The organism is Arthrobacter sp. 08Y14, assembly GCF_002929455.1.
GTDB lineage: Bacteria > Actinomycetota > Actinomycetes > Actinomycetales > Micrococcaceae > Arthrobacter_B > Arthrobacter_B sunyaminii.
Genome location: NZ_PJIX01000001.1, coordinates 1,057,135 through 1,081,478, shown reverse-complemented (window position 1 = coordinate 1,081,478; position 24,344 = coordinate 1,057,135). Strand labels below are relative to the sequence as shown.

The 24,344-nt window shown below is 66.2% G+C and carries 25 protein-coding genes; 13 read left to right on the top strand and 12 right to left on the bottom strand.

The features are described 5' to 3' along the window. Nucleotides 1-541: 541 nt before the first annotated feature. Nucleotides 542-1,057, top strand: a complete 516-nt coding sequence (locus tag CXR03_RS05180; RefSeq protein ID WP_104102385.1) for a hypothetical protein — start codon at nt 542-544, stop codon at nt 1,055-1,057. A 129-nt stretch (nt 1,058-1,186) separates the two neighbouring features. On the opposite strand, the gene CXR03_RS05175 is transcribed toward CXR03_RS05180, so the two are convergent. Further along, nucleotides 1,187-2,458: a multidrug effflux MFS transporter gene (locus tag CXR03_RS05175; RefSeq protein ID WP_104102384.1), complete on the bottom strand. Its 1,272-nt coding sequence runs from the start codon at nt 2,456-2,458 to the stop codon at nt 1,187-1,189. A gap of 85 nt (nt 2,459-2,543) precedes the next feature. Here CXR03_RS05175 and CXR03_RS05170 point away from each other — a divergent pair, with 85 nt between their 5' ends. Further along, nucleotides 2,544-3,020, top strand: a complete 477-nt coding sequence (locus tag CXR03_RS05170; protein ID WP_258073494.1) for a MarR family winged helix-turn-helix transcriptional regulator — start codon at nt 2,544-2,546, stop codon at nt 3,018-3,020. Here CXR03_RS05170 and CXR03_RS05165 read toward each other — a convergent pair. The 4 genes from CXR03_RS05165 to CXR03_RS05150 form a co-directional block, all read right to left on the bottom strand. Then, nucleotides 3,013-3,486 carry a PGPGW domain-containing protein gene (locus tag CXR03_RS05165; RefSeq protein ID WP_104102382.1) on the bottom strand — a complete coding sequence of 158 codons (474 nt, stop codon included), beginning with the start codon at nt 3,484-3,486 and terminating at the stop codon, nt 3,013-3,015. The two genes, CXR03_RS05170 and CXR03_RS05165, sit on opposite strands and share 8 nt — an antisense overlap. A gap of 55 nt (nt 3,487-3,541) precedes the next feature. Further along, nucleotides 3,542-4,189 (bottom strand): hypothetical protein, encoded by a 648-nt coding sequence (locus CXR03_RS05160; RefSeq protein WP_104102381.1) that lies wholly within the window; start codon nt 4,187-4,189, stop codon nt 3,542-3,544. 161 nt (nt 4,190-4,350) lie between these two features. Beyond that, on the bottom strand, nt 4,351-4,608 hold the full coding sequence (locus tag CXR03_RS05155) for a hypothetical protein (RefSeq protein WP_104102379.1): 258 nt from the start codon (nt 4,606-4,608) through the stop codon (nt 4,351-4,353). 156 nt (nt 4,609-4,764) lie between these two features. Next, entirely contained in the window at nt 4,765-6,015 is a 1,251-nt protein-coding gene (locus CXR03_RS05150) for an MFS transporter (RefSeq protein WP_104102377.1), read from the bottom strand. A 114-nt stretch (nt 6,016-6,129) separates the two neighbouring features. Here CXR03_RS05150 and CXR03_RS05145 point away from each other — a divergent pair, with 114 nt between their 5' ends. The 5 genes from CXR03_RS05145 (at nt 6,130) to CXR03_RS05125 (ending at nt 11,959) form a co-directional block, all read left to right on the top strand. Beyond that, the gene (locus tag CXR03_RS05145) at nt 6,130-6,519 is read left to right on the top strand and encodes a ClpX C4-type zinc finger protein (RefSeq protein WP_104102376.1); all 390 of its coding nucleotides are present in this window, start codon (nt 6,130-6,132) and stop codon (nt 6,517-6,519) included. Between the two features lie 72 nt (nt 6,520-6,591). Next, entirely contained in the window at nt 6,592-7,473 is an 882-nt protein-coding gene (locus CXR03_RS05140) for an alpha/beta hydrolase (RefSeq protein WP_104102374.1), read from the top strand. 65 nt (nt 7,474-7,538) lie between these two features. Beyond that, entirely contained in the window at nt 7,539-8,207 is a 669-nt protein-coding gene (locus CXR03_RS05135; RefSeq protein WP_258073493.1) for a TetR/AcrR family transcriptional regulator, read from the top strand. Between the two features lie 34 nt (nt 8,208-8,241). After that, a complete protein-coding gene (locus CXR03_RS05130) occupies nt 8,242-10,782 on the top strand; it encodes an MMPL family transporter (RefSeq protein WP_104102373.1) in 2,541 nt (846 codons plus the stop codon). Between the two features lie 199 nt (nt 10,783-10,981). Then, the gene (locus tag CXR03_RS05125; RefSeq protein ID WP_104102371.1) at nt 10,982-11,959 is read left to right on the top strand and encodes an aldo/keto reductase; all 978 of its coding nucleotides are present in this window, start codon (nt 10,982-10,984) and stop codon (nt 11,957-11,959) included. A gap of 34 nt (nt 11,960-11,993) precedes the next feature. On the opposite strand, the gene CXR03_RS05120 is transcribed toward CXR03_RS05125, so the two are convergent. Next, on the bottom strand, nt 11,994-12,470 hold the full coding sequence (locus CXR03_RS05120; RefSeq protein WP_146070459.1) for a hypothetical protein: 477 nt from the start codon (nt 12,468-12,470) through the stop codon (nt 11,994-11,996). A gap of 224 nt (nt 12,471-12,694) precedes the next feature. Between CXR03_RS05120 and CXR03_RS05115 the strand changes: the two genes are divergently transcribed. From CXR03_RS05115 to CXR03_RS05105, 3 genes are read left to right on the top strand one after another with little or no spacing between them, the layout of a single operon-like run. Further along, the gene (locus tag CXR03_RS05115) at nt 12,695-13,633 is read left to right on the top strand and encodes a Rieske 2Fe-2S domain-containing protein (protein WP_258073492.1); all 939 of its coding nucleotides are present in this window, start codon (nt 12,695-12,697) and stop codon (nt 13,631-13,633) included. A gap of 19 nt (nt 13,634-13,652) precedes the next feature. After that, nucleotides 13,653-14,546, top strand: a complete 894-nt coding sequence (locus CXR03_RS05110; RefSeq protein WP_308470574.1) for an aminoglycoside phosphotransferase family protein — start codon at nt 13,653-13,655, stop codon at nt 14,544-14,546. Between the two features lie 33 nt (nt 14,547-14,579). After that, nucleotides 14,580-15,086 (top strand): hypothetical protein, encoded by a 507-nt coding sequence (locus CXR03_RS05105; protein ID WP_104102364.1) that lies wholly within the window; start codon nt 14,580-14,582, stop codon nt 15,084-15,086. 43 nt (nt 15,087-15,129) lie between these two features. On the opposite strand, the gene CXR03_RS05100 is transcribed toward CXR03_RS05105, so the two are convergent. Then, nucleotides 15,130-16,512, bottom strand: coding sequence for a serine hydrolase (locus CXR03_RS05100; protein ID WP_181034491.1), 1,383 nt, complete (start codon nt 16,510-16,512; stop codon nt 15,130-15,132). Between the two features lie 216 nt (nt 16,513-16,728). Then, nucleotides 16,729-17,271, bottom strand: coding sequence for a GNAT family N-acetyltransferase (locus tag CXR03_RS05095; protein ID WP_104102361.1), 543 nt, complete (start codon nt 17,269-17,271; stop codon nt 16,729-16,731). A 100-nt stretch (nt 17,272-17,371) separates the two neighbouring features. Here CXR03_RS05095 and CXR03_RS05090 point away from each other — a divergent pair, with 100 nt between their 5' ends. The 3 genes from CXR03_RS05090 (at nt 17,372) to CXR03_RS05080 (ending at nt 19,796) form a co-directional block, all read left to right on the top strand. Continuing rightward, entirely contained in the window at nt 17,372-18,196 is an 825-nt protein-coding gene (locus CXR03_RS05090; RefSeq protein ID WP_104102359.1) for a DUF1295 domain-containing protein, read from the top strand. A gap of 142 nt (nt 18,197-18,338) precedes the next feature. After that, nucleotides 18,339-19,073: a glucose 1-dehydrogenase gene (locus CXR03_RS05085; protein WP_104102357.1), complete on the top strand. Its 735-nt coding sequence runs from the start codon at nt 18,339-18,341 to the stop codon at nt 19,071-19,073. Nucleotides 19,074-19,169: 96 nt separating this feature from the next. Next, entirely contained in the window at nt 19,170-19,796 is a 627-nt protein-coding gene (locus CXR03_RS05080; RefSeq protein ID WP_104102356.1) for a TetR/AcrR family transcriptional regulator, read from the top strand. A gap of 67 nt (nt 19,797-19,863) precedes the next feature. On the opposite strand, the gene CXR03_RS05075 is transcribed toward CXR03_RS05080, so the two are convergent. From CXR03_RS05075 to CXR03_RS05060, 4 genes are read right to left on the bottom strand one after another with little or no spacing between them, the layout of a single operon-like run. Further along, nucleotides 19,864-20,517: a GNAT family N-acetyltransferase gene (locus tag CXR03_RS05075; protein WP_104102354.1), complete on the bottom strand. Its 654-nt coding sequence runs from the start codon at nt 20,515-20,517 to the stop codon at nt 19,864-19,866. A gap of 49 nt (nt 20,518-20,566) precedes the next feature. Beyond that, nucleotides 20,567-22,651, bottom strand: coding sequence for a xanthine dehydrogenase family protein molybdopterin-binding subunit (locus CXR03_RS05070; protein ID WP_104102353.1), 2,085 nt, complete (start codon nt 22,649-22,651; stop codon nt 20,567-20,569). After that, entirely contained in the window at nt 22,648-23,727 is a 1,080-nt protein-coding gene (locus tag CXR03_RS05065) for a xanthine dehydrogenase family protein subunit M (protein ID WP_104102351.1), read from the bottom strand. Before CXR03_RS05065 ends, CXR03_RS05070 begins: the two co-directional genes overlap by 4 nt. After that, nucleotides 23,724-24,341, bottom strand: a complete 618-nt coding sequence (locus tag CXR03_RS05060) for a (2Fe-2S)-binding protein (protein WP_104102349.1) — start codon at nt 24,339-24,341, stop codon at nt 23,724-23,726. Before CXR03_RS05060 ends, CXR03_RS05065 begins: the two co-directional genes overlap by 4 nt. Nucleotides 24,342-24,344 lie beyond the last annotated feature (3 nt).

Below are 24,344 nucleotides of genomic sequence, written 5' to 3'. Positions count from 1 at the left end.
CGGGCGGCGGTGCGGGCACAGTGGTGGCGTTGTCGAACCACTGTTGAGGTTGGGGGTCGCCATCGGGCGGGATCCGGCGCCTGCGCCGTGAATCAGAAGATTTCACTTGCCGTGCCGGCCGGAGGGTGGAAACTAGACGGGTGCTTGGATACGGATACTAAATGTCTGCCGGCTGGATGAAGATGTGATGCCGTCAGGCTCACATCCTTCCAGCAGCCACGCCGTAACCACCAGAGACTTTTTCAAATTGTCTTCAAAACCGAGAAACTAGTTGCGCCTGCGGAAAAAAGGGGTACAACACCGCAGGAGACATGCGCGGAGTGCGCTCTGTCCCATGCCGGCTCGACACCGTCCCGGCGGGAGTCGAAATCTCGTGGTGGGGGAGCGGGTGGAGAACCGGCATGTGTCCGGTCCCTCTGGTGCTGACGGTCGCCGAGCCTTACAATCCAATACGTTGCCGACAACGACATTTTCGCCGGCAAGGCTGATCCAACCGCGGCACGCGGCTGGTCAGCCAACATTTACGGATCGGCAAAGGCACATGAAAGACCACTGGTGGGCGGCGGAAGTTGCCGGCAGGCTCAGTACCTATTTGGAGGGTGCCTTCACCGGAGTGCAGTTTCAGGTCCTCCCTCTCGTGGCCTACGACGTTGCCACCATAGACGTGGCTTGGACCGACGGTCCCGCGCTCCACGAGGTGGATCTGATCGCTATGGAGTACGTACTGCGCCTGAACATGGACCTCTGTGCCGCAGCCGGCGGGCTCGGCCCCAGGATTGACCGGATTTCCAAGCGGCGAACCATGAGTCCGGGGGTCGAGGACAGGTTGTTGAAAGTGCTGGCAGCAGACCTGAACACCGACGTGGAAGACCTCGACATGCAGCGGATGTATCCGCTGCCTTCGGTTCTGGCTCCGTCCGGGTGCTGTGCCAACGGCTTAGTGGGTGAATTCCTGGACCAGCTCTTCGAATCGACCAGTCTCAGCGGGGTGGGGCAAATGTCCGGGGGAGGCGGCAGTTCGGACTCGCTCCCGTGCCGGTGCGTCCTGTGTGCATGACCGTCGCGGCCGGCCCGGCGGGGGCCGGTTAAACAGATTCCCTTCCGGTTGCCTTGACGGCGTCCGGAAGGGAATCAGTGATGTGCAGGCGTGGGGCGTCCGGCAGGTTAGCCCGCGTGCAGGCAGCAACTAGGAGGCGGACCTGAGGGCATCCTTGACCGGCAGATCGGATTCGTCACCAGCGGAGGCTGTGCTGGTCTTGCGGGTCAGTGTTATATAGGAGATGGCCGCCAGCAGGGCAAAGCTGACCATGGCGATGCCCATCGGCACGGCCGTTTCCTCTCCGCCGAGACCCACCAGGGGCGCCACTGCAGCTGCCAGCACGTACTGCAGGCAGCCCAGGAAGGCTGAGCCCGTTCCGGCATGATGGCCGGCTTCTTCGAGGGCCAGGGCTGTGGCATTGCCAAAAATGAAGCCCAGGGATCCCTGGAACACAGCGAACAGAACCAGCATCGGAACCATTGGTGTCCCGGAAAGCGCGAAAACCAGCAGTCCGGCAGCCGCCAGCACAGCCACCACCAGGCCGATGGAGATCATCGTGCGGTAGGCAACCTTGCCGGCAAGCGCAGCGGCGATGACGCTGACAATCGTGATGCACAGGGCATTCATGGCGAAGACCAGGGAGAACCGGGTTTCCGACAGGCCCATGATGTTCTGGATGATGAACGGGGAGGCGGAAATGTATGCAAACAGCCCGGCAAAGGCGAAGCAGAAGGTCAGCAGGTAGCCGGTGTAGTTGCGGTTGCTAAGGACCACGCCGGCAACGTGCAGGGTGGTCTTGATGCCGCCGCGGTTGCGGTCTTCGGCAGCCAGGGTCTCCTTGACTCCAAACAGGCCCCAGACGGAGAGCAGCAGGATCAGGGCGGCCAGGGTCCAGAACACGGCACGCCATCCCGCGGCGGCAATGATCGCACCGCCGGCCAGAGGTGCAATGACTGGAGCGATGACGCAGATGATGGTCAGCACGCCCAGCAGCTTGGCAGCGGCGGCACCGCGGGCGGTGTCGGAGACAATGGCCCTGGCGAGGACGACGCCGGCAGCACCGCCCAGCCCCTGGAGGAACCGTGCGCCGGCCAGGATTTCCGCGTTCGGAGCAACCGCACAGACAACGCTGGCCGCGGCGCAGACAAAGGTGCCCACCAGCAGCGGCTTGCGCCGTCCGATGCCGTCCGACAGCGGACCAATAAACAGCTGCCCCAGGCCAAGGCCCACCAGGAAGGTTGTCATGGTCAGCTGGACGCCGGCTGCGGTGGTGTTCAGATCAGCTGCCATGCCCGGGAATGCCGGCAGATATAGGTCAATGGACAGCGGGCCCAGTGCGGTCAGCAGGGCCAGGAGAAGAATGAGTTGTCCGCTCGTGCGGTGCACGGCGGAGGGAGGAGCGGCGCTGGAATCAGGCATGGTTTCTTTCGAGGGTGCGGTGGTGGAGCGCTCAACTATACATATGTGCACATATGTATGTCAAGATATGAGCTAGGATTGGCGCATGGCGGACAACACGGAGGCTGCGGCGCGACGGCGCGAATTGGCCATGCTCCTGCGGGACCTTTCCTGGACCATCCATCGGCGGGTTCCCGATGTCACGGGGATCGAGCCGCTGACCTCGACGGATCTTGCCGTGCTGAAGCATGTGCTGGAGGCGCCCGGGATGACGGTGACTGAACTGTCGCGGCACATGGCACTGAAGCAGAGCAACACCAGTGCGGCCGTCCGGACGCTCGCCGACCGCGGACTGGTGACCAAAGAGAGCAGTGCAAGTGACCGGCGTATCAGCCGGTTGTTTCCGACGGACAAAGCACTGGCCCAGGATGAGGCCATTGGGGATGCGTGGGCAGGGCCCATTCGAAAGGCGCTGGCAGGGTTGGATGCTGCGCAGGCCGCCGCCCTGGATGATGCCGCACAGGCGCTTCAGGCGCTGAACTCCCGGCTGAGGTCAGACCAGACCTTCCCGGGTTCTAGCTGAGATCTTCGGATTTCGCCTGCTGAGGTGATCCCGTCCCGCGGAACCGGCGGTAGCTGTACGCAATCAGTGCCAGTGCAATGAGCCCTGAAAGAATCAGGCCCGTCCCGGTGCCCCAGCCGCCGGGCAGCCACAGGCTCTGGCTGTAGGGCCACCAGTGCGGCGGCCTGGCCCACACGCCCCAGACAACGCCGGTGGCCATAACCAGGAGTGCGCCGGTGATGCTGGCGCTGATCCTCAACCAGGTCTGCACACCCTGCTCCGCCGCTTTGAATGCCTTGGCCTTAACCGGACGCAGGAGGCGGTTGGCCCACCGGTACCGCAGCGACAGGACGGCCAGGCCGGCGACCAGGCCCAGGAGCCCGGGGCCGGGCAGTACCAGGGCGACAAGCCCAAAGATGATCAGCAACCAGCCCGCAACTTCGATCCCTGTCCGGCGTATCCACGGCGGAAAACTGTCTGATTTCACCGGTCCGCCGAAAATGGGCAGTGCTGTGCTGGCTGCTGTGGTGGGTGCATTGTGTTCAGTCGCCCAGCCCGGCCTTGTCGACGCGGCGGTGGAAGCGCATGCCGGCCAAGCCTCCGAGGATGGCGCCGCCCAGGGCAACAAGGGCAGCAATGACCGCGGAGATTACAGCCGCTGCCGTGTTGTCGCCGGAGAGCTGGGGGTAGGTGTTGAGCTGGGCGTTGATGTCCAGTTCGCTGCTCGCCACAGCGCCGATGAGGGCCAGTACAAGGGCGATCACGATTCCCCAAATCCACACGGCCACGCCCTGCATGACGCCGTTAAACCGGGCCATCCGCCCAGCGACGTAGCCGCCGCAGAAATAGGCCACAAACAGGATGACCATGAGGAGGATGACTCCGGCCACGCCTGCGTCCTGAGGGTTCGCTGCGGCCTCCCCGGCGGCATCAACGTTGTTGGCGAGCAGTGCCGCCCCAAAAGCGGTGGCAATCGCACTCAGCAGCACCGTGGTTCCCGCTGCTGCCAGCCAGCCGAAAAAGGCGGAGCCGATCTTGACGCCGCCAAACTGTTCCTTCTCCCGGCCGACTACCCGTTCGCGGCTTTCGCTTCCGCCGTCACGGGCAGCCGGGTTTGCTGCCCCCTGGCCCGTGCCGGCCCGGTTTGGTTTGCGGGCAGGCTGCCCCGCCGCTCCTGCGCTGGTACTCATGGGAGGACTCCTTGCGGTTGCTGGGTATGGGCGCCTCCGAGAACCCCTCTCTCAAGAATAGAAAGAATGAGGCCCAAAACACAGGGCGCTTACTAACTCATCCGCACAGCCGATCAGCAGATCCAGGCCCCGCAACCCGGAAATGCCTCACGCTCGGGGAATCAGGAGGCAGGCTTCGCCTCGGAGGCGGGGCTTTCCTCATCAACTTCCAGAGCCGGCTGCTCCTCGCGTTCTTCGCGCTCTTCAGCTTCCTGGCTGTGGGACTCCTCGTTGTTGTCCTTGGCCTTCGCCTGCTTCTCCGCCTTCACTTCGTCGAGAAGCTGAGCAGTCACCTCGTCATTAAACTCGTCCCGTGTGCCGGCGAGGTTGTTCTCGGTGGCGTCGGCTCCGAAATTGATGGGCTGGTCCTGGTTGCTCATGGTGTTCTCCTGCCGATGGTTCGATCGTGAAGTCAAAGGATGAGACTTTCAGTACCCTCCACCCTTGCATATCGCGTGCCTCCGGCGCAGGTATCGGTTGCGCAGCGGAGAATGTGTGCCGCCGCCTCGCCGGTCTTTACGGGCCGACGGCGGGGCTCACCGATACTCCGCCAGTTCCCGCGAACGAATCACCGGAACGGCGGCGGCGCCGGCAAGTACGATCCACACACCCAGCAGCGGAAGGGTGCCAGCCAGCCCGGCCGCAGCTCCGCCCAGCAGGGCAGCGGCCGGCATCACCCCCAGCGTGATTGTCCGCTGCGCCGCTGCCACGGACGCCAGTTTGCCGGGCGCAACGCTCCGCGGAAGCACCTCGGCTCCTGCCACGCCTGACACTGACACGAGGAAACTCCAGCCCAGTGACTGAATCGCCAGCCAGGCCAGTTCCGGCCCGGGGAGCCAGGGGCAGAGGGCTGCTCCGGAGACGCACAGCGCCGACGCCGCCGCGGCGCCTGTCCGCAGGTTACGCAAACCCCATGCAGCCGTTAGAAACGGTGCCGCTGCGGCGCCGCCGATGGCTCCTGCGGCAGCCAATGCGCCCAACCCCGCGAATAGGGGAGGGGCTATGTCCAGGTCCCGGAGAATAAACACCGGCAACACGGTGTTGCCCAGCATCGCTCCGGCATTGGTAAGTGCCCCCGAAACTGTCAGTGCCCAAAGTGCGGGCGTGGCCCGAAGTGTGCGGAAGCCGCTGCCCAAATCCCGGCGGATTTTTGCTGTCTCTCCGTTGGCAGGAGCCGGCGCGGCGCCGAGCCTGATGCCCAGTTGCAGCATCGCAGACATGCCGTAGGAAGCTGCGGCGGCAGCCAGGGCCGCGCCCATGCCCAGGATGCCCAACAGTGCTGCGGTGCCGGCGGCGGCCGCCGTTGACGCGGTCTGGGTGGCAACAGCCAGTTGCGAGTAGGCACGTTTCAATGTGCCGGCAGGTGTCACCCGTGGAATCACGGTGCTGAGAGCGGTGGTGAAGACAACATCGGCGATCCCCACCGTAACGGCTGCCCCCAGCAGCAGCGGGCCGCTGAGCCAGCCGGTGAAAGTAGAGATGGCCAGCGTTGCCGTGACAAGGACGCGCAGGCATGTGGCTGCGGTCATGACGCGCCGGCGGTCCTTCAGCCGGTCGATTACGGCACCCGCCGGCACGCCCAGAAGCAGAAAGGCGGCCAGCCCTGCTGCGTTGAGCAGACCCAGAAATCCCGAGCCCAGCCCAAGCGCGGTCACCGCGAGGATTGGCAGCAGGGTTCGGGTGAGGGAGTCCGCGAACCCCTCGACAGTGTTTGACCCGAGCAGGAACCGGAACGAAGCCTTTTGTCTGCCCGGCAGGTCGGTGCTGATTGCTTGTTCACGTGCCATGGTTCCCCCCCAGCGTTCCGTCAGGTAATTCCTGACGTCCGATATACTGTCAGGTACTTCCTGACAGAACAAGGGGTCATTTTCAGCATCCGGCAAACGAATAGACTGACGTCTATGCCCGACACCTCCAGAGATGCATTAGTGCCGGCATCCACTGCGGCACCGTTCATGTGTTCTTTCTGTCTGCGTTCCAGGAAGGAAACGGGCCTGTTGGCCGGGGCGCCTACAGCCTCCATCTGCCGTGACTGCGCCGCTCGCGCCACCGCTCTGCTCGATGCCGCCCCGGTTTCCGGGGAAACGCTTCCGGATACTCCTTGGGGCGGGCTCTCCGATGACGAACTGATGGCCCGGCTGCCGCAGGTTGCCGAGGCGCGGGAGCAGGTCGAAGCCCATCTCCGGCGCTGGGTCGAAGCCGCCCGGGTGCGCGGAATCAGCTGGGCCAGCATTGGTTCGGCCCTGGGGATGTCCCGGCAATCCGCCTGGGAGAGGTTTCGTCAGCACTAGGGGTGGGGATTTTCTTTGTCGGTGCCCTAGGCTGAATCCACTCAGACGAGCAACGGCAAAACCGGAGTGTCCATGTCGCTTTCAATGAGGTTGGCCGGGCTGGCCCTGCGTGCGGCGCCGCGGGCCTTCCGGACACCGGAGGTGGTCCGGCGCACCGCTGCACGGCGGCGCCGGCCTTCCGTTCCGCTCACTCTTCGCCGTTTATGCCGGGTGCGGGAGGAAGTCGTGGCCGGGTTTCCGGTGATGACGCTGACCCCCAGAAAACCGTCGGGACGGGAGCTGATTTACCTTCACGGCGGTGCTTTCGTCTTCCCGCTGCGGGAGGCCCACTGGTGGATCATCACCGCCCTCATCCGCCGTACCGGAGCTACGGTTACGGTGCCGCTGTATGGGTTGGCACCGTGGCACTCGGTGGCAGAGGCCCTGCCGTTCGTCGACGCCGTGCACCGGGCCGTTGCCCGCCGGACAGCCGGCGCCCGCGTCTTCCTGGCGGGTGATTCAGCCGGTGGCGGACTGGCCCTGGCGCACGTGATCGACCGGCGCAACCGGAGCGAAAGCCAGCCCCGGGCTGTGTTTCTGTTCGCCCCCTGGGTGGACTGCACCATGTCCAACCCGGGCATCCCCGTGCTGGAACGGCGGGATCCCATGCTGGACATCCCCGGGCTGGTGTACTGCGCCCAACTTTGGGCCCGCGGCCTTCCGCTGGACGCCTGGCAGGTCAGTCCGATCAACGACACCCTGGCCGGGCTGGCGCCGGTGCATCTGTTCCAGGGAGGACGGGATCTGCTGTTGCCGGATGCAGAACGCTTCGCGGCCAAAGCGGCCGCGGCGTCATCGCCGGTGGAGCTGCAGGTTGCCCCCGACGGATTCCATGTCTACGTTGCCGCCACCTTCACCCCCGAAGCCCGGGCTGCACTGGACGGTGTTGCCAGGGTGGTCAACGGCGTCGAATAATGGCCGCGGTGATGGCATCGAAAGCAAATTGCACTTGGTGCATCGTTGCACGTAGTGTATGAAATGTGCAGACTTCCGTGCCCGTTGAAGACCGCCGCCAGGCGCTCAAGGACCGCCACCGGCAGGCGATCGTGGCTGCCGCGGCGGCGCTGATGCACGAGGGGCAAACCACGGATTTCACCGTGGACGAGCTGGCTCAGCGGGCCGATGTGTCCCGCCGAACCGTGTTTAACCACTTCGGCTCCGTCCGCGACATCGTCTCCGAAGTGTGCAGTGACGTCCTCAGCGCTGCTGTGGAGAGTCTGATCACCGTCCCAGGATTGGACGCCGCGCGTCCGGGCATGTTCGAGGAAATCGCCGAAGCGTTCCGTGCCGCGGACCTGGTGGCTCCGATGGCGTACCTGACCCGCCTGCTCGGCAACAGTCCGATTCCGACTCCCGTACAGGCGCAGGCACACCCCGTCGCCCTGCGCGCCTTTACCGAGCTGAGCGAGCGGCTCTGCGCCGCGATGCTCAACCGCTACCCCGAAGCCGACAAGCTCAGCGTGCATCTGCTTGTCGGGGCCATGACCAGCGGATTAGGCGTGCTGTACCACCACTGGCACTGCGCCACCGGCGCCGTCGACACCACCGAATCCCGCCGGGCCTGGGCAGATCTTCTGGATGCCCTCCTTGAAAAGGTGCGATCGGGCTATGCCTGCGGCCCTGCTTCCCCCCAATCACTCCACCCGTAGTTCCCCCTATCCCCATAAAAGGACAGACCCTCAAATGGCTGAATTCCTCTACCGCCTCGGAGCCGCGGCTGCCCGCCGCGCGAAAACCGTGCTCGCGGCATGGATCGGAGTGCTGGTGCTTGCCGGAGCGGCTTTTGCGCTCTTCGGCGGCACGCTTGCCACCGGCTTCTCGATCCCGAATACTCCGACCACGCAGGTCACTGACCACCTGCAGGAGAAACTCCCGCAAGCTTCCGGCGGTTCCGGCTCCGTGGTGGTCCAGACCGAGGACGGTTCGGCTTTCACCGACGCCCAGCGCCAGGACATTTCCGCCCTGGTAGCCAAGGCCGGTGACGTGGATGGCGTGGAAACCGTCGTCGACCCGTTCGCCACCGAGGCGGACCGTGCCGCGCAGGCTAAGCAGCTTCAGGACGGGCAGGCCCAGATTGACGCCGGCCGCGCCCAGATCGACGCCGGCCGGGCCCAGTTGGAGGCCGGACAAACCCAGCTCGACGCAGCGCGGGAGCAGGCCGAAGCGGCCGGTGCCCCGGCGCCGATGATTGCCGAGCTGGATGCCCAGCAGGAGGTCCTGGACGCCAACCGTGCCGAGCTCGACGCGCAGAGCGCCGAGCTGGAAGCCGGTGCCGTGCAGGCCGAACAGGGCGCCGCTCTGTTGGAGATGGCCACTGAAATCCGTACCGTGTCCGAGGACGGAAGCGCGGCAGTGGTCAACGTGGTCTTCAGCGAAACGCAGATGGAGGTCGAACAGGACACCAAGGACGCCCTGGTCGCGGCCTTTGAGGATGAGCCGATCGACGGCGTCAAGGTGGACTTCTCCTCCGAGGTTTCCGCCGGCGTCCCCAGCATCCTGGGTGTCGGCGAGGTGGTGGGCCTCGCGGTTGCCGCCGTCGTGCTGGTGGTAATGCTGGGCACCTTCATCGGTGCCGGCCTGCCGCTGGTGACCGCACTGATCGGTGTGGGCATCGGCGCCGCCGGCGCGCTGGCCTTCTCCGGCGTCGTCGAAATGGCGTCCGTCACCCCCATCCTGGGTGTCATGCTCGGTCTGGCCGTTGGCATCGACTACGCCCTGTTCATCGTCAACCGGCACCGCCGCCAGCTGAAGGCAGGCTACGGCCTGGAGGAATCCATCGCCCTGGCCAACGGCACCTCCGGCAACGCAGTGGTGTTTGCCGGCGCTACGGTCTTCATCGCCCTGCTGGCGCTGAATATCACCGGCATCCCCTTCCTGGGCCTGATGGGAACGGTGGGTGCGGCCTGCGTGGCCATTGCGGTCATGATCGCCACGACACTGACTCCGGCGCTGCTCAAGCTGGCCGGCATGAAGATCCTCAGCCGCAAGGAGCGCGCGGCACTGGACAAGGACCAGGAGGCCTCCGCCTCCGCCGGCAAGCCGGAATCCATCCCGGTGAAGCAGATGTCCACCATGCGCGCCGTGCTCACCGTGGTGGTGTCCATCGCGGGGCTGCTCGTTATTGCCATCCCGTCGATGGACCTGCGCACCAACCTGCCCGACGGGTCCTCCGAGGCCCACGACTCCACCCAGTACCAGGCCTACGAAGCCGTCTCGCAGAAGTTCGGCGAGGGCCAGAATGGTTCGCTGCTGGTGGTCGCGGACCTGCCCGGCAACCCCAGTGAGGAAGAAGCGCTGGTGGCCCAGGGCGACATCGCCCGTACGCTGTTCGACCAGGAGGACGTGGCGGCCGTAGCTCCCATCGGCTCCTCCGAGGACCGCACAGTCACCGCCTTCCAGGTCATTCCGGAGGAGGGCCCCACCAGCGAGTCCACCCAGGAACTGGTGCACACGCTGCGTGACCTGTCCCCGATCACTACCGATAACGGTGACGTGGAACTGGGCGTGGCGGGTACCGCCAGCGGCAACATCGACATTTCCGAGAAGCTCTCCGATGCGCTGCCCATCTACCTGGGCGTAGTGGTGGGCCTGTCCCTGCTGATCCTGATCCTGGTCTTCCGGTCCATCTTTGTCCCGGTGATCGCGACGCTGGGCTTCATCCTGTCCTACTTCGCAGCCATCGGCGGCGTAGTGGCCATCTACCAGTGGGGCTGGCTGTCCGGCATCTTTGGCGTGGAGACCCCGGGTCCGGTATTGAACTTCCTGCCGACCATCCTGGTGGGCATCCTGTTCGGCCTGGCCATGGACTACATGCTCTTCCTGGGCTCGGGCATGCGCGAAGCCTTCGTGCACGGCTCGCCGGCGCGCGTGGCCGTGATGCAGGGCTTCCGCAACGGACGCTCCGTGGTCACCGCGGCCGCGATCATTATGGTGTCGGTGTTCGGCGGCTTCATCTTCTCGCACAGCACCATGATCCGGCCCATCGGCTTCGCGCTGGCCTTTGGTGTCCTTGTGGACGCCTTTGTGGTGCGGATGCTGCTGATCCCGGCCCTGATGCACCTGGCCGGAGACAAGGCCTGGTGGCTGCCGAAGTGGCTGGACAAGATCCTGCCGGACGTCGACGTCGAGGGCGCGTCCCTGGAACGCCGCCACCCGCATGAGACGGGGCAAGCAGGGGAACATTCCCCGTCCGCGAAGGCCGACGGCGTGACTGCCCGCAGCTGATCTGCCTCACCCGCTGCAGTGCCAAGGTGCCGCTCTTCTCCGGTCGGAGGAGGGCGGCACCTTCGCTTAACCTCCCCGGCGCGTGCCCGCCCGGTTGGCCGCGGACCCTTCCCGCGGACCGGTCCGCCCTCCTAGCCTTGAAGTGGCCCGTGTTCCGCGGCCCGAACGGCCTCAGGCCAAACCACCAGAGGAGCCTGCTATGCGCACCACCACGCTGGGAATCAACGGACCGGAGGTCGGCGTCATTGGCCTGGGCTGCATGGGCATGACCTACGCCTACGACATGGAGGCCAAACGGGACGAGGAAACGTCCATCTCGGTAATCCGCGGCGCCATTGAACTTGGTGCCACCCTGATTGACACGGCGGATGTGTACGGGCCGTACACAAATGAGGAGCTGGTGGGCCGGGCATTGAAAAACGGTTACCGGGACCGGGCGGTGCTTTCCACCAAGGTCGGGTTGGAGGTCAGTGACGCGGCGCCGGCGGCCGGAACCATGCCCGGGCTGGTGAAAAACGGCAGTCCGGAGCACATCCGAAAGTCCATCGACGGCAGCCTGTTGCGGCTTGGCACCGACCACGTTGACCTGTACATCCTGCACCGGGTGGATCCGGAGGTGCCGCTGGAGGATTCCTGGGCCGCCATGGCTCAGACGGTCACGGACGGCAAGGCCCGTGCAATCGGGATCTCGGAGGCGAGTGTGGAGGAAATTGAACTGGCGCAGTCGGTGCATCCGGTGACCGCTGTGCAATCCGAACTGTCACTGTGGACGCGGGACCGGCTGTCCGACGTCGTGCCCTACTGCGAGGAGCACGGCCTCGCGTTCCTGCCGTTCTCGCCGCTGGGGCGCGGCTTCCTCACCGGGCGGTTCACCTCCTTTGACCAGCTGCCCGCCGATGACATGCGCCGCAGGCTTCCCCGCTTCCAGCAGGACAACCTCAAGGCGAACCTGGCCATTGTGCAGCGGGTGCACGACGTCGCCGAACGGGTGGGTGCGACGCCGGCCCAGGTGGCGCTGGCCTGGGTGGTGGCGCAGGGACAGCGGATCATTCCCATTCCGGGCACCAAGACCCCCAAGTATCTGCGGGACAACGTGGCCGCCGGGGATTTGATGCTCAGCGGCGAGGACCTGATGATGCTGGACAACGCGCCGGCGGCATCGGGCGGCCGCTACTAGCTACGCCGCCGCCTGAACTACACCGCCGCCTGAACTACGCCGCCGCCTGATTGGCGGAAAGCCGCGGAGCCAGGGCGGCGAGCAGCTCATCGGGGTGGCTGCAGGACACGAGCAGGTTCCCGGTCCGGCACTCGATCCGGACGGAGGGTCCGCCGACGAGGTACCCGGTGCCCTCCGGCAGGATCCGCAGGCCCATTCCGTACCGCATGCCGGTCACTGGCCCCCGGGAGACGGCTGTCATCTCCCGGTAGGGAACCTCGGTCGAGAAGATTCCGGCCACACGGATCCGCAGGCCCTCTTCACCGACGTGGAGGTGAACGGTGATCATGATGACGGCGAGAAAGAGGCCGGCCACCAACACGCCGGTGATGACGGCGGCCCGTCCGCCCTCGGCGACGGCCAGCACACAGCCGGCTGCACCCGGGAGCCCCAGGAGTCCCAGGACCAGCCGGTAGCGCAGCGGCATGGCAGTGCGGAACGTTCTTGGTTGAGTTTCTTCCCCCGAAGTCATGGGGCCAGTCTGCCGGATTAGTGCCCGGTTAGTCCTTTCGCTGCCGTGTTGGGAAATTACTGCCGGTGCGCACCGGCAGCGAAATCCCAAAACGGCGGCGGCTGCTTAATGCGGCGGTGAATTTCCCGGGCTCTTCGAGTGCGGGCGGGTGGGCTCTGCTCCTGTCCTGCCGACAATGAAATCCAGCTTACGGGTGGTGCCCGGACAGCGCTGTGGCTACCCTGATGACCACCCTGCCAGCACCGTCTGAGGAGAAGAACATGCCGCGTCTGCCGTTGGTCAGTACCGTCGACAAGCTGGAACGGGCGGCTTGGCTTGATCCCGCCGCCGGCACGGTGTCCCGGCTGGTGAAGAAGACGCTGCCGCCCGGGAGCGTCACCGATGCGCTTCACGGCGTTCCGCTGGGGCACCCGGTGCATCCGCTGATGGTGATTGTGCCGCTGGGAGCCTGGGTTTCCGCTGCGGTTCTGGATCTGCTGCCGGGCAACGAACGGGCCGCCAAAACCCTGGTGGCCCTGGGCGTGCTGTCGGCGATGCCCACCGCGCTGACCGGCGTCACCGACTTCTCGCAGCTCGACACACAGCAGCAGCGGACGGGCGTGGTCCACGAGGCCAGCACCGCCGTTGCCACCGTGCTGTACGCAGCATCGTGGCTGGCGAGGAACCGCGGCGAACACGGCAACGGAAAGCTGCTGGGGTTCGCCGGGCTCGCGGTATCCGGCATCGGGGGTTTCCTCGGCGGACACCTTTCATACCGGCAGGGAGCGGGAGTGAACCGCAATGAAGACCTTCCTGAGGAGGTTCCGTCCGGATGGCATTCCCTGGGTCCGGTGGAGGGATTCCCCGAGGGGCGGCCGCGCCCGGCACAACTGGGCGGCGTTCCGCTGATGGTGCTGCGCCGCGAGGGTACGGACGGCGAAGACGGAACCGGCATCATCTCGGTGCTTGCCGATACCTGTTCCCATTTGGGTGGACCGCTGCATGAAGGACACCTGCAGGAATCCCGCGGCCAGCTATGCGTGGTGTGTCCCTGGCACGGCAGTGTCTTCTCTGTGGAGAGCGGGGAAGTGGTGCACGGTCCGGCTACTGCGCCGCAGCCGGTGTTCCGGACCCGGGTCCGCGAGGGCCGCCTTGAAGTGAGCCTGACCGGCGCTGAAGATTAGCTCCGGGGTCCCCGGTCCCGTGCACAGCGCTGATGCCAGCCTGCCCGGAAGGGACAGCCGCCCGTCCGACCCCTGGACAGCGCTCCGCTCCATTTGGCCGGATCTTCCCTGGGACGCGGCGCAGTTTCGCCGCGGAGCCTTTCATTACGTGGCGGTGCTCGGAGAAGCCGCAGTTGTCCGCGTAGTCTACGGGCCACGCCATGTGCAGAGCACAGAGGGTGAAGCGGGCAACCTGGCCGCATTTACCCATACGGGGCTGCCGTTCCTCATCCCGGCCGTGCTGCGGACACCGTTTCACGGCTCCGGCTGGTCCGCACAGCTCAACAGCTATGTTCCCGGCGACCACCGGCCGCTTGAAGCATGGACCGCGGTGCGCGAGCCCCTTGCGCGGATCTTGGCGGCGCTGGCCGACGTCATTCCGCGGCCCGGAAGCAGCCTCCGCCCGGTTCGGGAATGGTGCGGTGCGGGGGAGTGGCCCGCCATAGTTGCCGGCATCACCGTAGCCCTGCCTGGCCGTGAAGCCAAAGCAGCCGGGCGCGTGGTGGCGGACGTCCTGGCAGCCGAGGAAATGGTGATTCCCGCCGTCGTGCACGGCGACCTGGGCCTGCACAACGTGCTGTGGAACGGTCCCGGGGTTTCAGGGTTGGTGGACTTTGACAACGCCTGCCTCGGGGACCCCGCGATGGACCTGGCGCCGTTGATCGGCGCCTTTGGCGCTGCTGCGGTTACTGACATTGCTGATCCGGACCTGGTGTCCCGGGCGCAGCTGCACCGCGCGTCCCTGTCGCTTCAGGTGGCGGCGGCTGCTGAGCTTGCCGGAGACGGGGAACTGCGCGACTTTGCCCTGGGCAATTTCAGCGACCGCTTCTCCAACGGCACACTTTACGACCCCGGACCGCAACGCACCGTGTAGGAAGCGCCCGTGTAGGTTCAGTGGAAACGGGACATGACGGAACGGGGGGACATGATGGGCGAAAGGAACCTGTCCACACAAAGACCCCGGATTGTGCTGGGCAACCTTGCCTTGATCAAGGGGTGGTTCGTTGCCACCGCGCTGTGGCTGGGGCTGGTAACGGTCGTGTACATCGTGGCGGCCATCCTCGCGGGGCGGGACGAGCCTGCGTGGGACATGGAAGCCTTCATGTTTTGGCTGGCGCTGATGATGTGGGGAGCCGGCGGAGCCCTGTTGCTGGGCGGTCCCCTGGCCGTGGTCCTAGGTCTTCTGCTGCGCCCGGTGCGCGGGCAGTGGATCCACGTGGCCGCGTTCTTCGCGGTGCCGGCGGCCATGCTGTGGGCCTGGACCGGGTTCAGCACCGACCTGCCGGTCATGGGATGGATCCTCAGCATTGGTGCGGCGGCAGCGCTGGGCCGATTCTCCGTCCGCGGCGACGTTGAAGTGGTGTCCGCCGGCCGCAGGGAGCGTCTGGAGGAGAATGACAGTGGCCACGGGTAAGGGGATCCGGACTGTTGCGTATGAACCGAAACAACGCTTGGGATCAGTCCCTGCCCTCCGCCGCCAGCAGGGCAATGGCGTCCTGCGCCGGTCCGAAGAACGTCATGGGATCGGCTACCTCTGCCGGAGATGAGGAAGCACCCTGCTGCACCACGACAAAGCGCTCGCCGTCGTTGCGTTCCAGGTACCAGGACCCGGCCATCACGCCCGGCGCGCTGCCGCCCTTGAAGCCGATGTAGGTCCAGTCGCCGCCGATCTCCAGGTTGAGTCCGTTGTTGGCGCCGAGGATGTCCCGCAGTGGCGCACCAGCGTCGGTTGCGGCCCGCTCCTGCAGGGCCAGATGCGCCCGCATCAGATCCTCCGCGGTGGCGAACCAGTCCAGGTCCTGCTGCCAGACCGGGGTGGTGACCGCCGCGGCTGGAATGTCCAGCACGCCGCCCGGCAGAGTCTGCAGCAGCTCCCGGCGGCCGTCGTCGTCGGCCTCCGCCCACTGCCCGCGCACGGAATCCTCCACGCCCCAGCCCAGCTGGAAAAGTTCCCGGGTGCTCAGGAACGGGATGTTGCGATTCGTATCCGCGTGTCCGGCGTCGCTGAGCGCCTGTTCGACGGCGGGGCGGCCGACGGCGTCCATCAGCAGATCGGTGGCGGTGTTGTCACTGATGGAGATCATTTTCTGCGCCGCGTCCCGGACGGTGACGGTGGTCCCCGCCGGTGCGTCCTGCAGTTCTCCGGAGGGCAGGCTGCGCAGGTCATCGGTGACGGTGAGCTTGGCATCCCAGGACAGTGTTCCGGCATCCACCGCATCAGTGACGGCCACCAGCACGTAGAGCTTGAAGATGGAGCCGACGGGCTTGGCGGTGTCGGCATCGATATCCAGAATTGAGGTGCCGTCCGCGGCGCGGTAAACCGCCAGCCCGGAGCCGTCCGGCAGGGCTGCCACGCTGGTTTCCACTTCCTCCCAGCTGGCGGCGGGTGTGCGGACGGGCGTTCCGGGGCCGAAAAAAATGCCGTTGATCAACCCTGCCTCATCGACCGAGAGCTGCAGGTCCATGAGGTCATTGGGCTTGCTTTGCAGCGTGAAGATGCCCTGGGTGTCCGCTGCGTTCACGTTGATGGGAGTCCAGGGACCTTCTGAGCGCACCTGCTCCAGCACCTCCGCCAGTTGCTCAGCAGACAGTTCGGAGAGGATCACGTCCGCGAACTTGTCCGCAAAGCCATCAGTAGCCACCGCCGTTTCACTATTGATCAGTGTCAGGACCCACTGTGCCTGCAGGCCTGCCGGCGTATTGGGAAGCCCCACCGCAGGCTGCGGAGCTGCTTCGGTGGCGTTTTTGGTTTCGGTGGGTTGGGATTCCGGTTCTGCCTGCGCCCCGGTACTGGAACAGGCAGTCACCGAGAGTGCCAGGGCGGCGGCCAGTCCTGCCACGAGTCCGCGCCTGCGAAACCGCCCGGTGGTTGTCCTGTGGGGGAAACGGAAAAGTCCTGTCTGCATGCTGCCCTTTCGCTGCCGTGCCTGTATGCAGCGGGACAGTGCTCCGTGCAGTTCCCCAGCCGCCGGTGTGGACAGGCTAACAGGTCTGCCGGGATCCCTCAGGAAGCCCGGACCTGCGCGGCCCGATAACCTTCCAATAGAGTCCACAGCTCACGGCAGCACGAGCCGGATCAGGGGCAGGTCCGGTGCCGGATCAGTGGCGAGCCGGGCGTGCGTTTCGACGTCGAAGCACTCCGTGCCGTAGCGCAGCTTGGCGCGCTGGATTCCCTCGGGCGCAAACCCTGCGGCCAGTGCCACCCGGCAGGATGCGGGGTTGTTGGTGCGGTGGCCCAGTTCCAGGCGGTACAGCTTCAGTTCCTCCTGCGCCCAGAATGCCAGCGAGGCCACGGCCCGTGCTGCCAGCCCCTTTCCCCGTGCCGGGAGAGCCAGCCAGTAGTACATCCATGCCGTGTGGTGAAGGTGGTCGATCCGGCCGATGCCGGCATTGCCCACCACTGCTTCGCCGTCCTCGATGGCCCAATTGCATGCCGTCCGCCGGTCCCAGCCGAGGTCCTCCCGGATGACGCGCTGCGCCCCCGTGCCTGTTCCGGCGGCGGGGCTCAGCTGGCGTTCCAGATCAGGGCTGCAGCTGTAAGCGGCAACCAGTGCGCCGGCGTCGGACTGCCGCCAGGGCCGCAGGGAAAGTGAGGTCACGGGCCGAGGCTACCAGCCGCCGCGGCACATAACCTGAGCTGCGTCCCGTCCACGGCCGGCCGGCGTTCCCCTGCACCGTCCCCGCGCGTAGTCTCCAAAGATGAACCCGGTCATGGTTTGCCTGTGGATCTTCGCCGCCGTCTGCGCCGGGACCTGGCTGCTCTCGCTCATCACGCGGGAGTACTCCTGGACCGACCGCATCTGGTCCCTGGTTCCCCTCGCCTATGTGTGGGTCTTTGCTGTGGCCTCCGGCTTTGAGGGCCGGCTGGTCCTGATGGCAGTGCTGGTCACGTTGTGGGGCGCCCGGCTGACGTTCAACTTTGCCCGCAAGGGCGGCTACGCTCCCGGAGGGGAAGACTACCGGTGGGCCATCCTCCGCCGCCGCCTGAAGCCCTGGCAGTTTGCCGTCTTCAACCTTCTGTTCATCAGCGTTTACCAGAACATCATCATCTTCCTGATGACCCTTCCAGCCCTGACCGTGTACCAGAACCCTGCCCCGCTCAACGCCGGAGACTGGATCCTCGCAGTGCTGTTCGCGGGCGCCCTGGCCGGAGAAACCACTGCTGACCAGCAGCAGTGGAACTTCCAGCAGTGGAAGGGCCAGGAGCGGAAGTCCGGGCGCACCCCGAAGCCAGGCTTTTTGCAGTCCGGGCTCTTTCGGTACTCCCGCCACCCCAATTTCTTTTTTGAGCAGGCGCAGTGGTGGCTGTTCTACGGCTTTGCGGTGGCTGCCACAGGGGCGTGGCTGCACTGGACCGTCCTGGGGGCGTTACTGCTCACCCTGCTCTTTATGGGGTCCACGGTGTTCACGGAGAGCATCTCGCGGTCCCGTTACCCGGATTATGTGCAGTACCAGTACCGAACGTCCGCCATCATTCCGCTGCCGCCGCGGCAAGGGCTGCGGCCTGCGGCGGAGGCCGGCTAGAGTCCGGCAGCGGTCTTTCGGGCGAGGTGCGCGACACGCCGCCTTGTTCCCTGTGCCACAAACGGATTCAATCGGGACTAGAATCTGTTCGACAGGTGTTGAATAACAAAGAACATCGTGTTCACACCTAAGGAGATTTGTTATGGGACGCGTGAGCGGAAAAGTTGCACTGATCAGCGGCGGCGCACGGGGCATGGGCGCCGCGCACGCCAGGCGCCTGGTCAACGAAGGCGCCCGCGTCGTTATCGGTGACATTCTCGATGACGAGGGTCAGAAGACCGCTGAGCAACTGGGCGCGAACGCCCGGTACGTCCACCTGGACGTCACCAGTCCCGCAGACTGGGAAGCCGCGGTCCAGACCGCAGTGACTGAATTCGGCGGCCTGGACGTGTTGGTCAACAATGCCGGTATTGCCAACTTCGGCCACATCGAGGACTTCACGCTGGATCAGTGGAACGCCATCGTGGGAATCAACCTCACTGGCGTCTTCCTGGGCATCAAGGCTGCCATCCCGGCGCTGAAGGAATCCAGGGGCGGCTCGATCATCAACATTTCCTCCACCGCCGGCCTGCAGGGTTTCGTGGAGCTTCCCGGCTACACCGCCACCAAGTACGCAGTGCGCGGCCTGACCAAGTCCGTCGCCCTGGACCTGGGCAAGTACGGCATCCGCGTCAACTCGGTGCACCCCGGCGTCATCAAGACGCCGATGACCGAAGGCATGGACAACCCCATGAACCACGTCGCGCTGCACCGCATGGGCGAGGCCGAGGAAGTCTCCAACATGATCCTGTTCCTGGCCAGTGACGATTCCTCCTTCTCCACCGGCGCCGAATTTGTGGTGGACGGCGGCGAAACGGCCGGCCTGGCCAACCACTAACGGCAACTACATAGACTTGCGGCGTCCCCCAGCGCCGCGGCACGGAAGGGCTTCGCTTCGGCGGGGCCCTTCCGTGTATCTGACAAGATAAGTCCTATGTCAAAACCGGAAGACCCCAAGCCGCAGCGGCGCTCTTCCCCGGACGAACCCCGCACGGTCCGTACCCGGGAAGCGCTGGAATCCGGACTTTGGGAGCTGCTGCGGGATCACGAACTCGCGGATATCAGCGTGTCGGCGCTGTGCCGCCAGGCCGGGGTTCACCGCACTACGTTCTACGGCCACCACCGCAATATTTTCGAGTTTGCCGGTTCCGTCTATGCCGGGGTGGTGGACCGGCTGGGCACCGTGGACGTGGACCAGCGCGGCACCGGCCGAACGGTGGAGGAAATCAACCTGCTCTACGTGGATTCGGTGCGTCGGATCCTGCAGCACACCAAGTCTGAAGCGAAGGTGTACCGCGCCCTGTTCCACACCGAGACCTTCCTCGGCATTATGGCGGTCGGGCTGGGCCGCCGCTTCCTCCTGTCCCTGCATGTCTGGCAGGCCCACGGGGTGGTGCCGCGGATCAATTTGGAGGCTGCGGCTGCCTTCCTCGGCGGTGCGTACGCCTCCTGGATTGAGCAGTGGGTCCTGTCCGAGGACGACGACGTCGAGGCCTGGCTCGCGTCCCTGGTGTACCTGCTGCCCCAGTGGTGGCCGCGGGTCGGCTACCCCGCGGTCTAGCGGCACGCTGCCGGAGTGCGCCTGAGCCGGCAGTTGGTTCCACCACGCCGGGTGGACCGGGCCCGGATCAGCGCTGACGCTGCCCCTGCACGGTCGGACCGGCGTTCGCAATGCCGGAGAACCGGTTAATCCTGTCCACCAGGCCGGCCCGCACTCCGGGCCACTCCGGCGCGAGGATGGAATAAACCGCAGTGTCCCTCCAGCTGCCGTCCGCTCGGAGCCGGTCCCGGCGCAGGATCCCCTCGAACGTCCCGCCAAGCTTTTCGATGGCGGCCCTTGAGCGGGCATTGCGGGAATCGGCCTGAAGACTGACACGGCCAAATCCCGCGTCGAAGGCATGCTCCAGCAGCAGGAGCTTGGTCTCGGCGTTGACGGCAGTACCCCAGACAGAAGGGCTGTACGCAGTCCACCCCAGCTGAATCGTCTCCTGGCGCAGGTCCAGGTCCGCGAGGGTGCTGGTGCCCGCCACGGGACCGGGCCTGCCGTCTTGGAGCAGCCGCACCGCGAATGGCAGGGCATCCCACCGGTAGTAGGTCTGCGCCCAGGCGGCGAAGGCGTCCGGCTCCGGGTGCAGTCCCGCGGGGCCGCCGCCGTAGCCCCCGGCGAAGACTTCCGGAACGGCGATGGCACGGTGCAGCTCCGGAAGCAGACCGGTTGTGAGCGGTTCAAGCCGGACAAACCGGCCGGTGAGCACGGAGGAGGCGGGGCGCACGGCAGTCATGCAGTCAGCCTAAGACGACGGCTCCTCCCGGCACCCTTATGACGGACGGTCAGAGCAGAAACTTATCCGGCGTCAGCGGCAGGTCCCGGACCCGGATCCCGGAGGCGTTGTACGCGGCGTTGGCGATCGCCGCCGCGCTGCCCACAATTCCAATTTCGCCGATGCCGCGGGCGCCCAGCGGGCCGGCATGCTCGTCCACGTCCTCAATCCACAGCGCCTCCATATCCAGCACATCGGCGTTGGTGGGAATGTGGTATTCGGCCAGGTCGTGGTTCACGAAGATCCCGAACCTCGGATCCAGGACACTCTGCTCATGCAGCGCCATGCCCAGGCCCATCGTCATGCCGCCCAGGAACTGGGACCGCGCGGTGCGCGGGTTGATGATCCGGCCTGCGGAAAAAACCCCCAGCATGCGGGGTACCCGGATTTCGCCGGTGTCCGAGGAGATCCGGACCTCGGCGAAATGCGCGCCGAAGGAATACAGGGCCAGGTCGTCCGCCTCGGGGTCCTCCGGAGCGTTCGCCTCGGTCTGCGCCCCGGGGGAGGGATGTTCTCCGTGGTCGGCCCGGAACGCACGCGCGGCGGCAATGATGGTTCCGCCCCAGCTGGCGGTGCCCGAAGATCCACCGGCAACCGACGCGGCGGGAAACTTCGTGTCGCCGATGCCCAGCCGGATCCGGTCGATCGGCACGTCCAGCGCGTCGGCGGCGATTTGCGTCAGGGCCGTCCAGGCGCCGGTGCCAATGTCCGCCGCCCCAATCTGCACCGAGTAGATGCCGTCCTGCTCATAGCGGATCCGCGCGGTGTTGGACGGTTGACGCATGAACGGGTAGACGGCGCTGGCCGTGCCGAGGCCCACCAGCCAGCCGTCCTCCTGCACGGAGCGGGGCCGGGTGACCCGCCGGTCCCAGCCAAAGCGATCGGCGCCGAGGTCAAAGCACGCCAGCAAATGCCGGCTGGACCAGGGATTCCCGGTCTCCGGATCCACCTCCGGCTCGTTCCGGCGCCGCAGTTCAATGGGATCCAGCCCGGCTGCGGCGGCGAGTTCATCCATCGCGACTTCGGGGCCGAACATGCCCGGACACTCGCCCGGGGCGCGCATCCACGAGGGCACCGGGATGTCCAGTGGTGCCAGGCGGGTGGTGGTGCTCCGGTTGGGGGCGGCGTACATCATCCGGAACGGCGCCGGGGTTTGCTCGGCGAATTCCTTGATCCGGGAGGTGTGTTCCACGATGTCCAGTGACATGGCGGTGAGACGGCCGTCGTCGGCGGCTCCCAGCCGGATGCGCTGGAGGGTGGGGGTGCGGTGGCTGGTCAGCGTGTACATCTGCTGGCGGCTGACCGGAAACTTCACCGGCCGCCCGTCGGTGACCTGCGCCGCCAGGGCGGCCATCACCACATGGACGTGCGGCATGCCCTTGGAACCGAAACCGCCGCCCACATGCGGGGCAATGACGTGGACCTGTTCCTCTTCCATCCCGAGCACCTGCGCCAGCGTGCCCTTCACGGCATGCACGCCCTGGGTGGAGTCCCACAGGGTCAGCACGGCGCCGTCCCACTGCGCCACTGTGGCGTGCGGTTCCAGCGGATTGTTGTGCTCGGCCGGAGTGGAATAGGTCTGGTCGATCTTCAGCGCAGCAGTGTCAAAGGCGGCATCCACGTCCCCCTCGCTGCTGTCCGTAGGCGTGCCGGCATTGAGTTCCTCGGGCGCATACAATTCCGGACCATCTGCGCGCAGCTGGGCGGAGAACGGCTCCTCGGTGTAGGTGACGGTGACGGCAGCCGCGGCTTCCCGGGCGATTTCCGGGGATTCGGCCAGGACCGCGGCAACAATCTGCCCGCGGTACCCGATAGCGTTGTCCTGCAGGACTGCCAGCTCCCGGTCGGACGGGTCTTCCAGGCGGGGCGTTGTCTCGGAGGTAAGGACGGTGAAGACGCCGTCGACGGCTTCGGCGGCGGCGGTTTCCACCCGCTCCACAGTGCCGCGGGCAATGGTTGAAAGCACGGGATACAGATACAGCGGGTTCTGAACCGGCTGCTCATACGCGTACGGGGCGGTGCCTTTGACCTTTAGCTCGCCGTCGAGGCGTTCATACGGCGTGCCGATGGCCCTCCCGGGCAGCAGGTTGCTCATGAATCCAGTTCCTCCCAGCCGGTGTCCCCGGGTCCGTCAGGGCCTTCGGGATGATCAGTTCCTGCAGCGCTTGCGTCGGGGGCAGGGGCCCCGGCCAGATCCCGCAGCACCGCGGCCAGCGTGTTGCGGACCATCGGGATCTTAAAGCCGTTCTCCCGCAGCGGCTCAGCTGCCGCCAGTTCTGCGTCCGCGGCGGCGCGGAAATTCTCTTCGGTTGCCTCCGCTCCACGCAGTGCGGCCTCCGCCTGAAGTGCGCGCCAGGGCTTGTGCGCCACGCCGCCCAGGGCAATGCGCACGTCACGGATCACCGGAGGGTTCGCGCCGTCGTCCTCCAGTTCCAGGGCGGCCGCGACGGAGACCAGTGCGAAGGCGTACGACGCGCGGTCCCGCACCTTGCGGTAGGCGGACCGGGCGGGTGCCGGGGGGAGTTCGACGGCGGTGATGAGCTCGCCGTGTTCCAGCACAGTGTCCCGCTGCGGCTCGTTTCCGGGCAGCCGGTGGAAGTCGCTCAGGGGAATGATCCGTTCCCCGGCCGGCCCGAGGACCACCACGGCGGCGTCCAATGCGGCCAGGGCCACCGCCATATCCGAGGGATGCGTCGCGACGCAGTCCTCCGACGCGCCCAAAATGGCGTGGTAGCGGGTGTAGCCGTCGACGGCGGAGCAGCCGGTCCCGGGTTCGCGCTTGTTGCAGGGGGTGGTGGGGTCCTGGAAGTACACGCAGCGGGTGCGCTGCAGGAGGTTGCCGCCGGTGGTGGCCAGGTTCCGCAGCTGTCCGGAGGCCCCGGACAGCAGTGCGGAGGACAGGGCGGAATAGCGGCGGCGGATATGGGTGTTGGCCGCGAGGTCTGCGTTGCGGACGTTGGTGCCGATCCGCACCCGGCCGTCGTCGAGCACGTCCACGGTGTCCAGCGGCAGCCGGCTGACGTCCACCAGCAGGGCGGGTGAGGCAATCCCGAGTTTCATCCGGTCCACGAGGTTGGTGCCGCCGGCCAGGAACGCTGCGTTGGGATCCGCTGAGACCAGGGCAACGGCGGAGGCGGCATCCTCGACACGCCGGTAGTCGAAGGGGATCATGACCGGTCCTCCGGATGGGAGGGCATTGATGCTGCGGTGGGGGAATCCGGGACGGCAGGTTCGGCGGGATCGGGCAGTCCCTTGCGGAGAGAAGCGGCCGCCTCGGCCGCCTGCCGCACTGCGGCCACAATGTTGACGTAGGCGCCGCAGCGGCACAGGTTCCCGCTCATGCGCTCGCGGATCTCATCATCGGTGAGGTCGATGCCGCCCTCGGCTGCCGGATCTGTAGCAGTGGAGGGATACCCGGCAGCGGCTTCTTCGATAATTCCGGCCGCGGAACAGATCTGCCCCGGAGTGCAGTAACCGCATTGGAAGCCGTCCTGTTCCAGGAAAGCCTGCTGCACCGGATGCAGGTGCCCGTCCGGGACCACGTCGGCCAGTCCTTCCGCCGTGATGACCTTCGCGCCGTCGTGCGCCACCGCAAGGGTCAGGCAGGAATTGGCCCGCCGCCCGTCCAGCAGCACGGTGCAGGCCCCGCACTGCCCGTGGTCGCAGCCCTTCTTGGGGGACGTCACTCCGAGCCGGTCCCGCAGCGCGTCCAGCACGGTGGTGCGGGTGTCCACGGTCAGCGTCCGTTCACTGCCGTCCACCTGCAGGGTAATTTCAGCATCCACTTA

Coding starts and splice junctions, on each gene's coding strand:
- CXR03_RS05180 (WP_104102385.1), top strand. CDS start 542: ATGAAAGACCACTGGTGGGCGGCGGAAGTTGCCGGCAGGCTCAGTACC.
- CXR03_RS05175 (WP_104102384.1), bottom strand. CDS start 2,458: ATGCCTGATTCCAGCGCCGCTCCTCCCTCCGCCGTGCACCGCACGAGC.
- CXR03_RS05170 (WP_258073494.1), top strand. CDS start 2,544: ATGGCGGACAACACGGAGGCTGCGGCGCGACGGCGCGAATTGGCCATG.
- CXR03_RS05160 (WP_104102381.1), bottom strand. CDS start 4,189: ATGAGTACCAGCGCAGGAGCGGCGGGGCAGCCTGCCCGCAAACCAAAC.
- CXR03_RS05155 (WP_104102379.1), bottom strand. CDS start 4,608: ATGAGCAACCAGGACCAGCCCATCAATTTCGGAGCCGACGCCACCGAG.
- CXR03_RS05150 (WP_104102377.1), bottom strand. CDS start 6,015: ATGGCACGTGAACAAGCAATCAGCACCGACCTGCCGGGCAGACAAAAG.
- CXR03_RS05145 (WP_104102376.1), top strand. CDS start 6,130: ATGCCCGACACCTCCAGAGATGCATTAGTGCCGGCATCCACTGCGGCA.
- CXR03_RS05140 (WP_104102374.1), top strand. CDS start 6,592: ATGTCGCTTTCAATGAGGTTGGCCGGGCTGGCCCTGCGTGCGGCGCCG.
- CXR03_RS05130 (WP_104102373.1), top strand. CDS start 8,242: ATGGCTGAATTCCTCTACCGCCTCGGAGCCGCGGCTGCCCGCCGCGCG.
- CXR03_RS05125 (WP_104102371.1), top strand. CDS start 10,982: ATGCGCACCACCACGCTGGGAATCAACGGACCGGAGGTCGGCGTCATT.
- CXR03_RS05120 (WP_146070459.1), bottom strand. CDS start 12,470: ATGACTTCGGGGGAAGAAACTCAACCAAGAACGTTCCGCACTGCCATG.
- CXR03_RS05115 (WP_258073492.1), top strand. CDS start 12,695: ATGACCACCCTGCCAGCACCGTCTGAGGAGAAGAACATGCCGCGTCTG.
- CXR03_RS05105 (WP_104102364.1), top strand. CDS start 14,580: ATGACGGAACGGGGGGACATGATGGGCGAAAGGAACCTGTCCACACAA.
- CXR03_RS05090 (WP_104102359.1), top strand. CDS start 17,372: ATGAACCCGGTCATGGTTTGCCTGTGGATCTTCGCCGCCGTCTGCGCC.
- CXR03_RS05085 (WP_104102357.1), top strand. CDS start 18,339: ATGGGACGCGTGAGCGGAAAAGTTGCACTGATCAGCGGCGGCGCACGG.
- CXR03_RS05080 (WP_104102356.1), top strand. CDS start 19,170: ATGTCAAAACCGGAAGACCCCAAGCCGCAGCGGCGCTCTTCCCCGGAC.
- CXR03_RS05075 (WP_104102354.1), bottom strand. CDS start 20,517: ATGACTGCCGTGCGCCCCGCCTCCTCCGTGCTCACCGGCCGGTTTGTC.
- CXR03_RS05070 (WP_104102353.1), bottom strand. CDS start 22,651: ATGAGCAACCTGCTGCCCGGGAGGGCCATCGGCACGCCGTATGAACGC.
- CXR03_RS05065 (WP_104102351.1), bottom strand. CDS start 23,727: ATGATCCCCTTCGACTACCGGCGTGTCGAGGATGCCGCCTCCGCCGTT.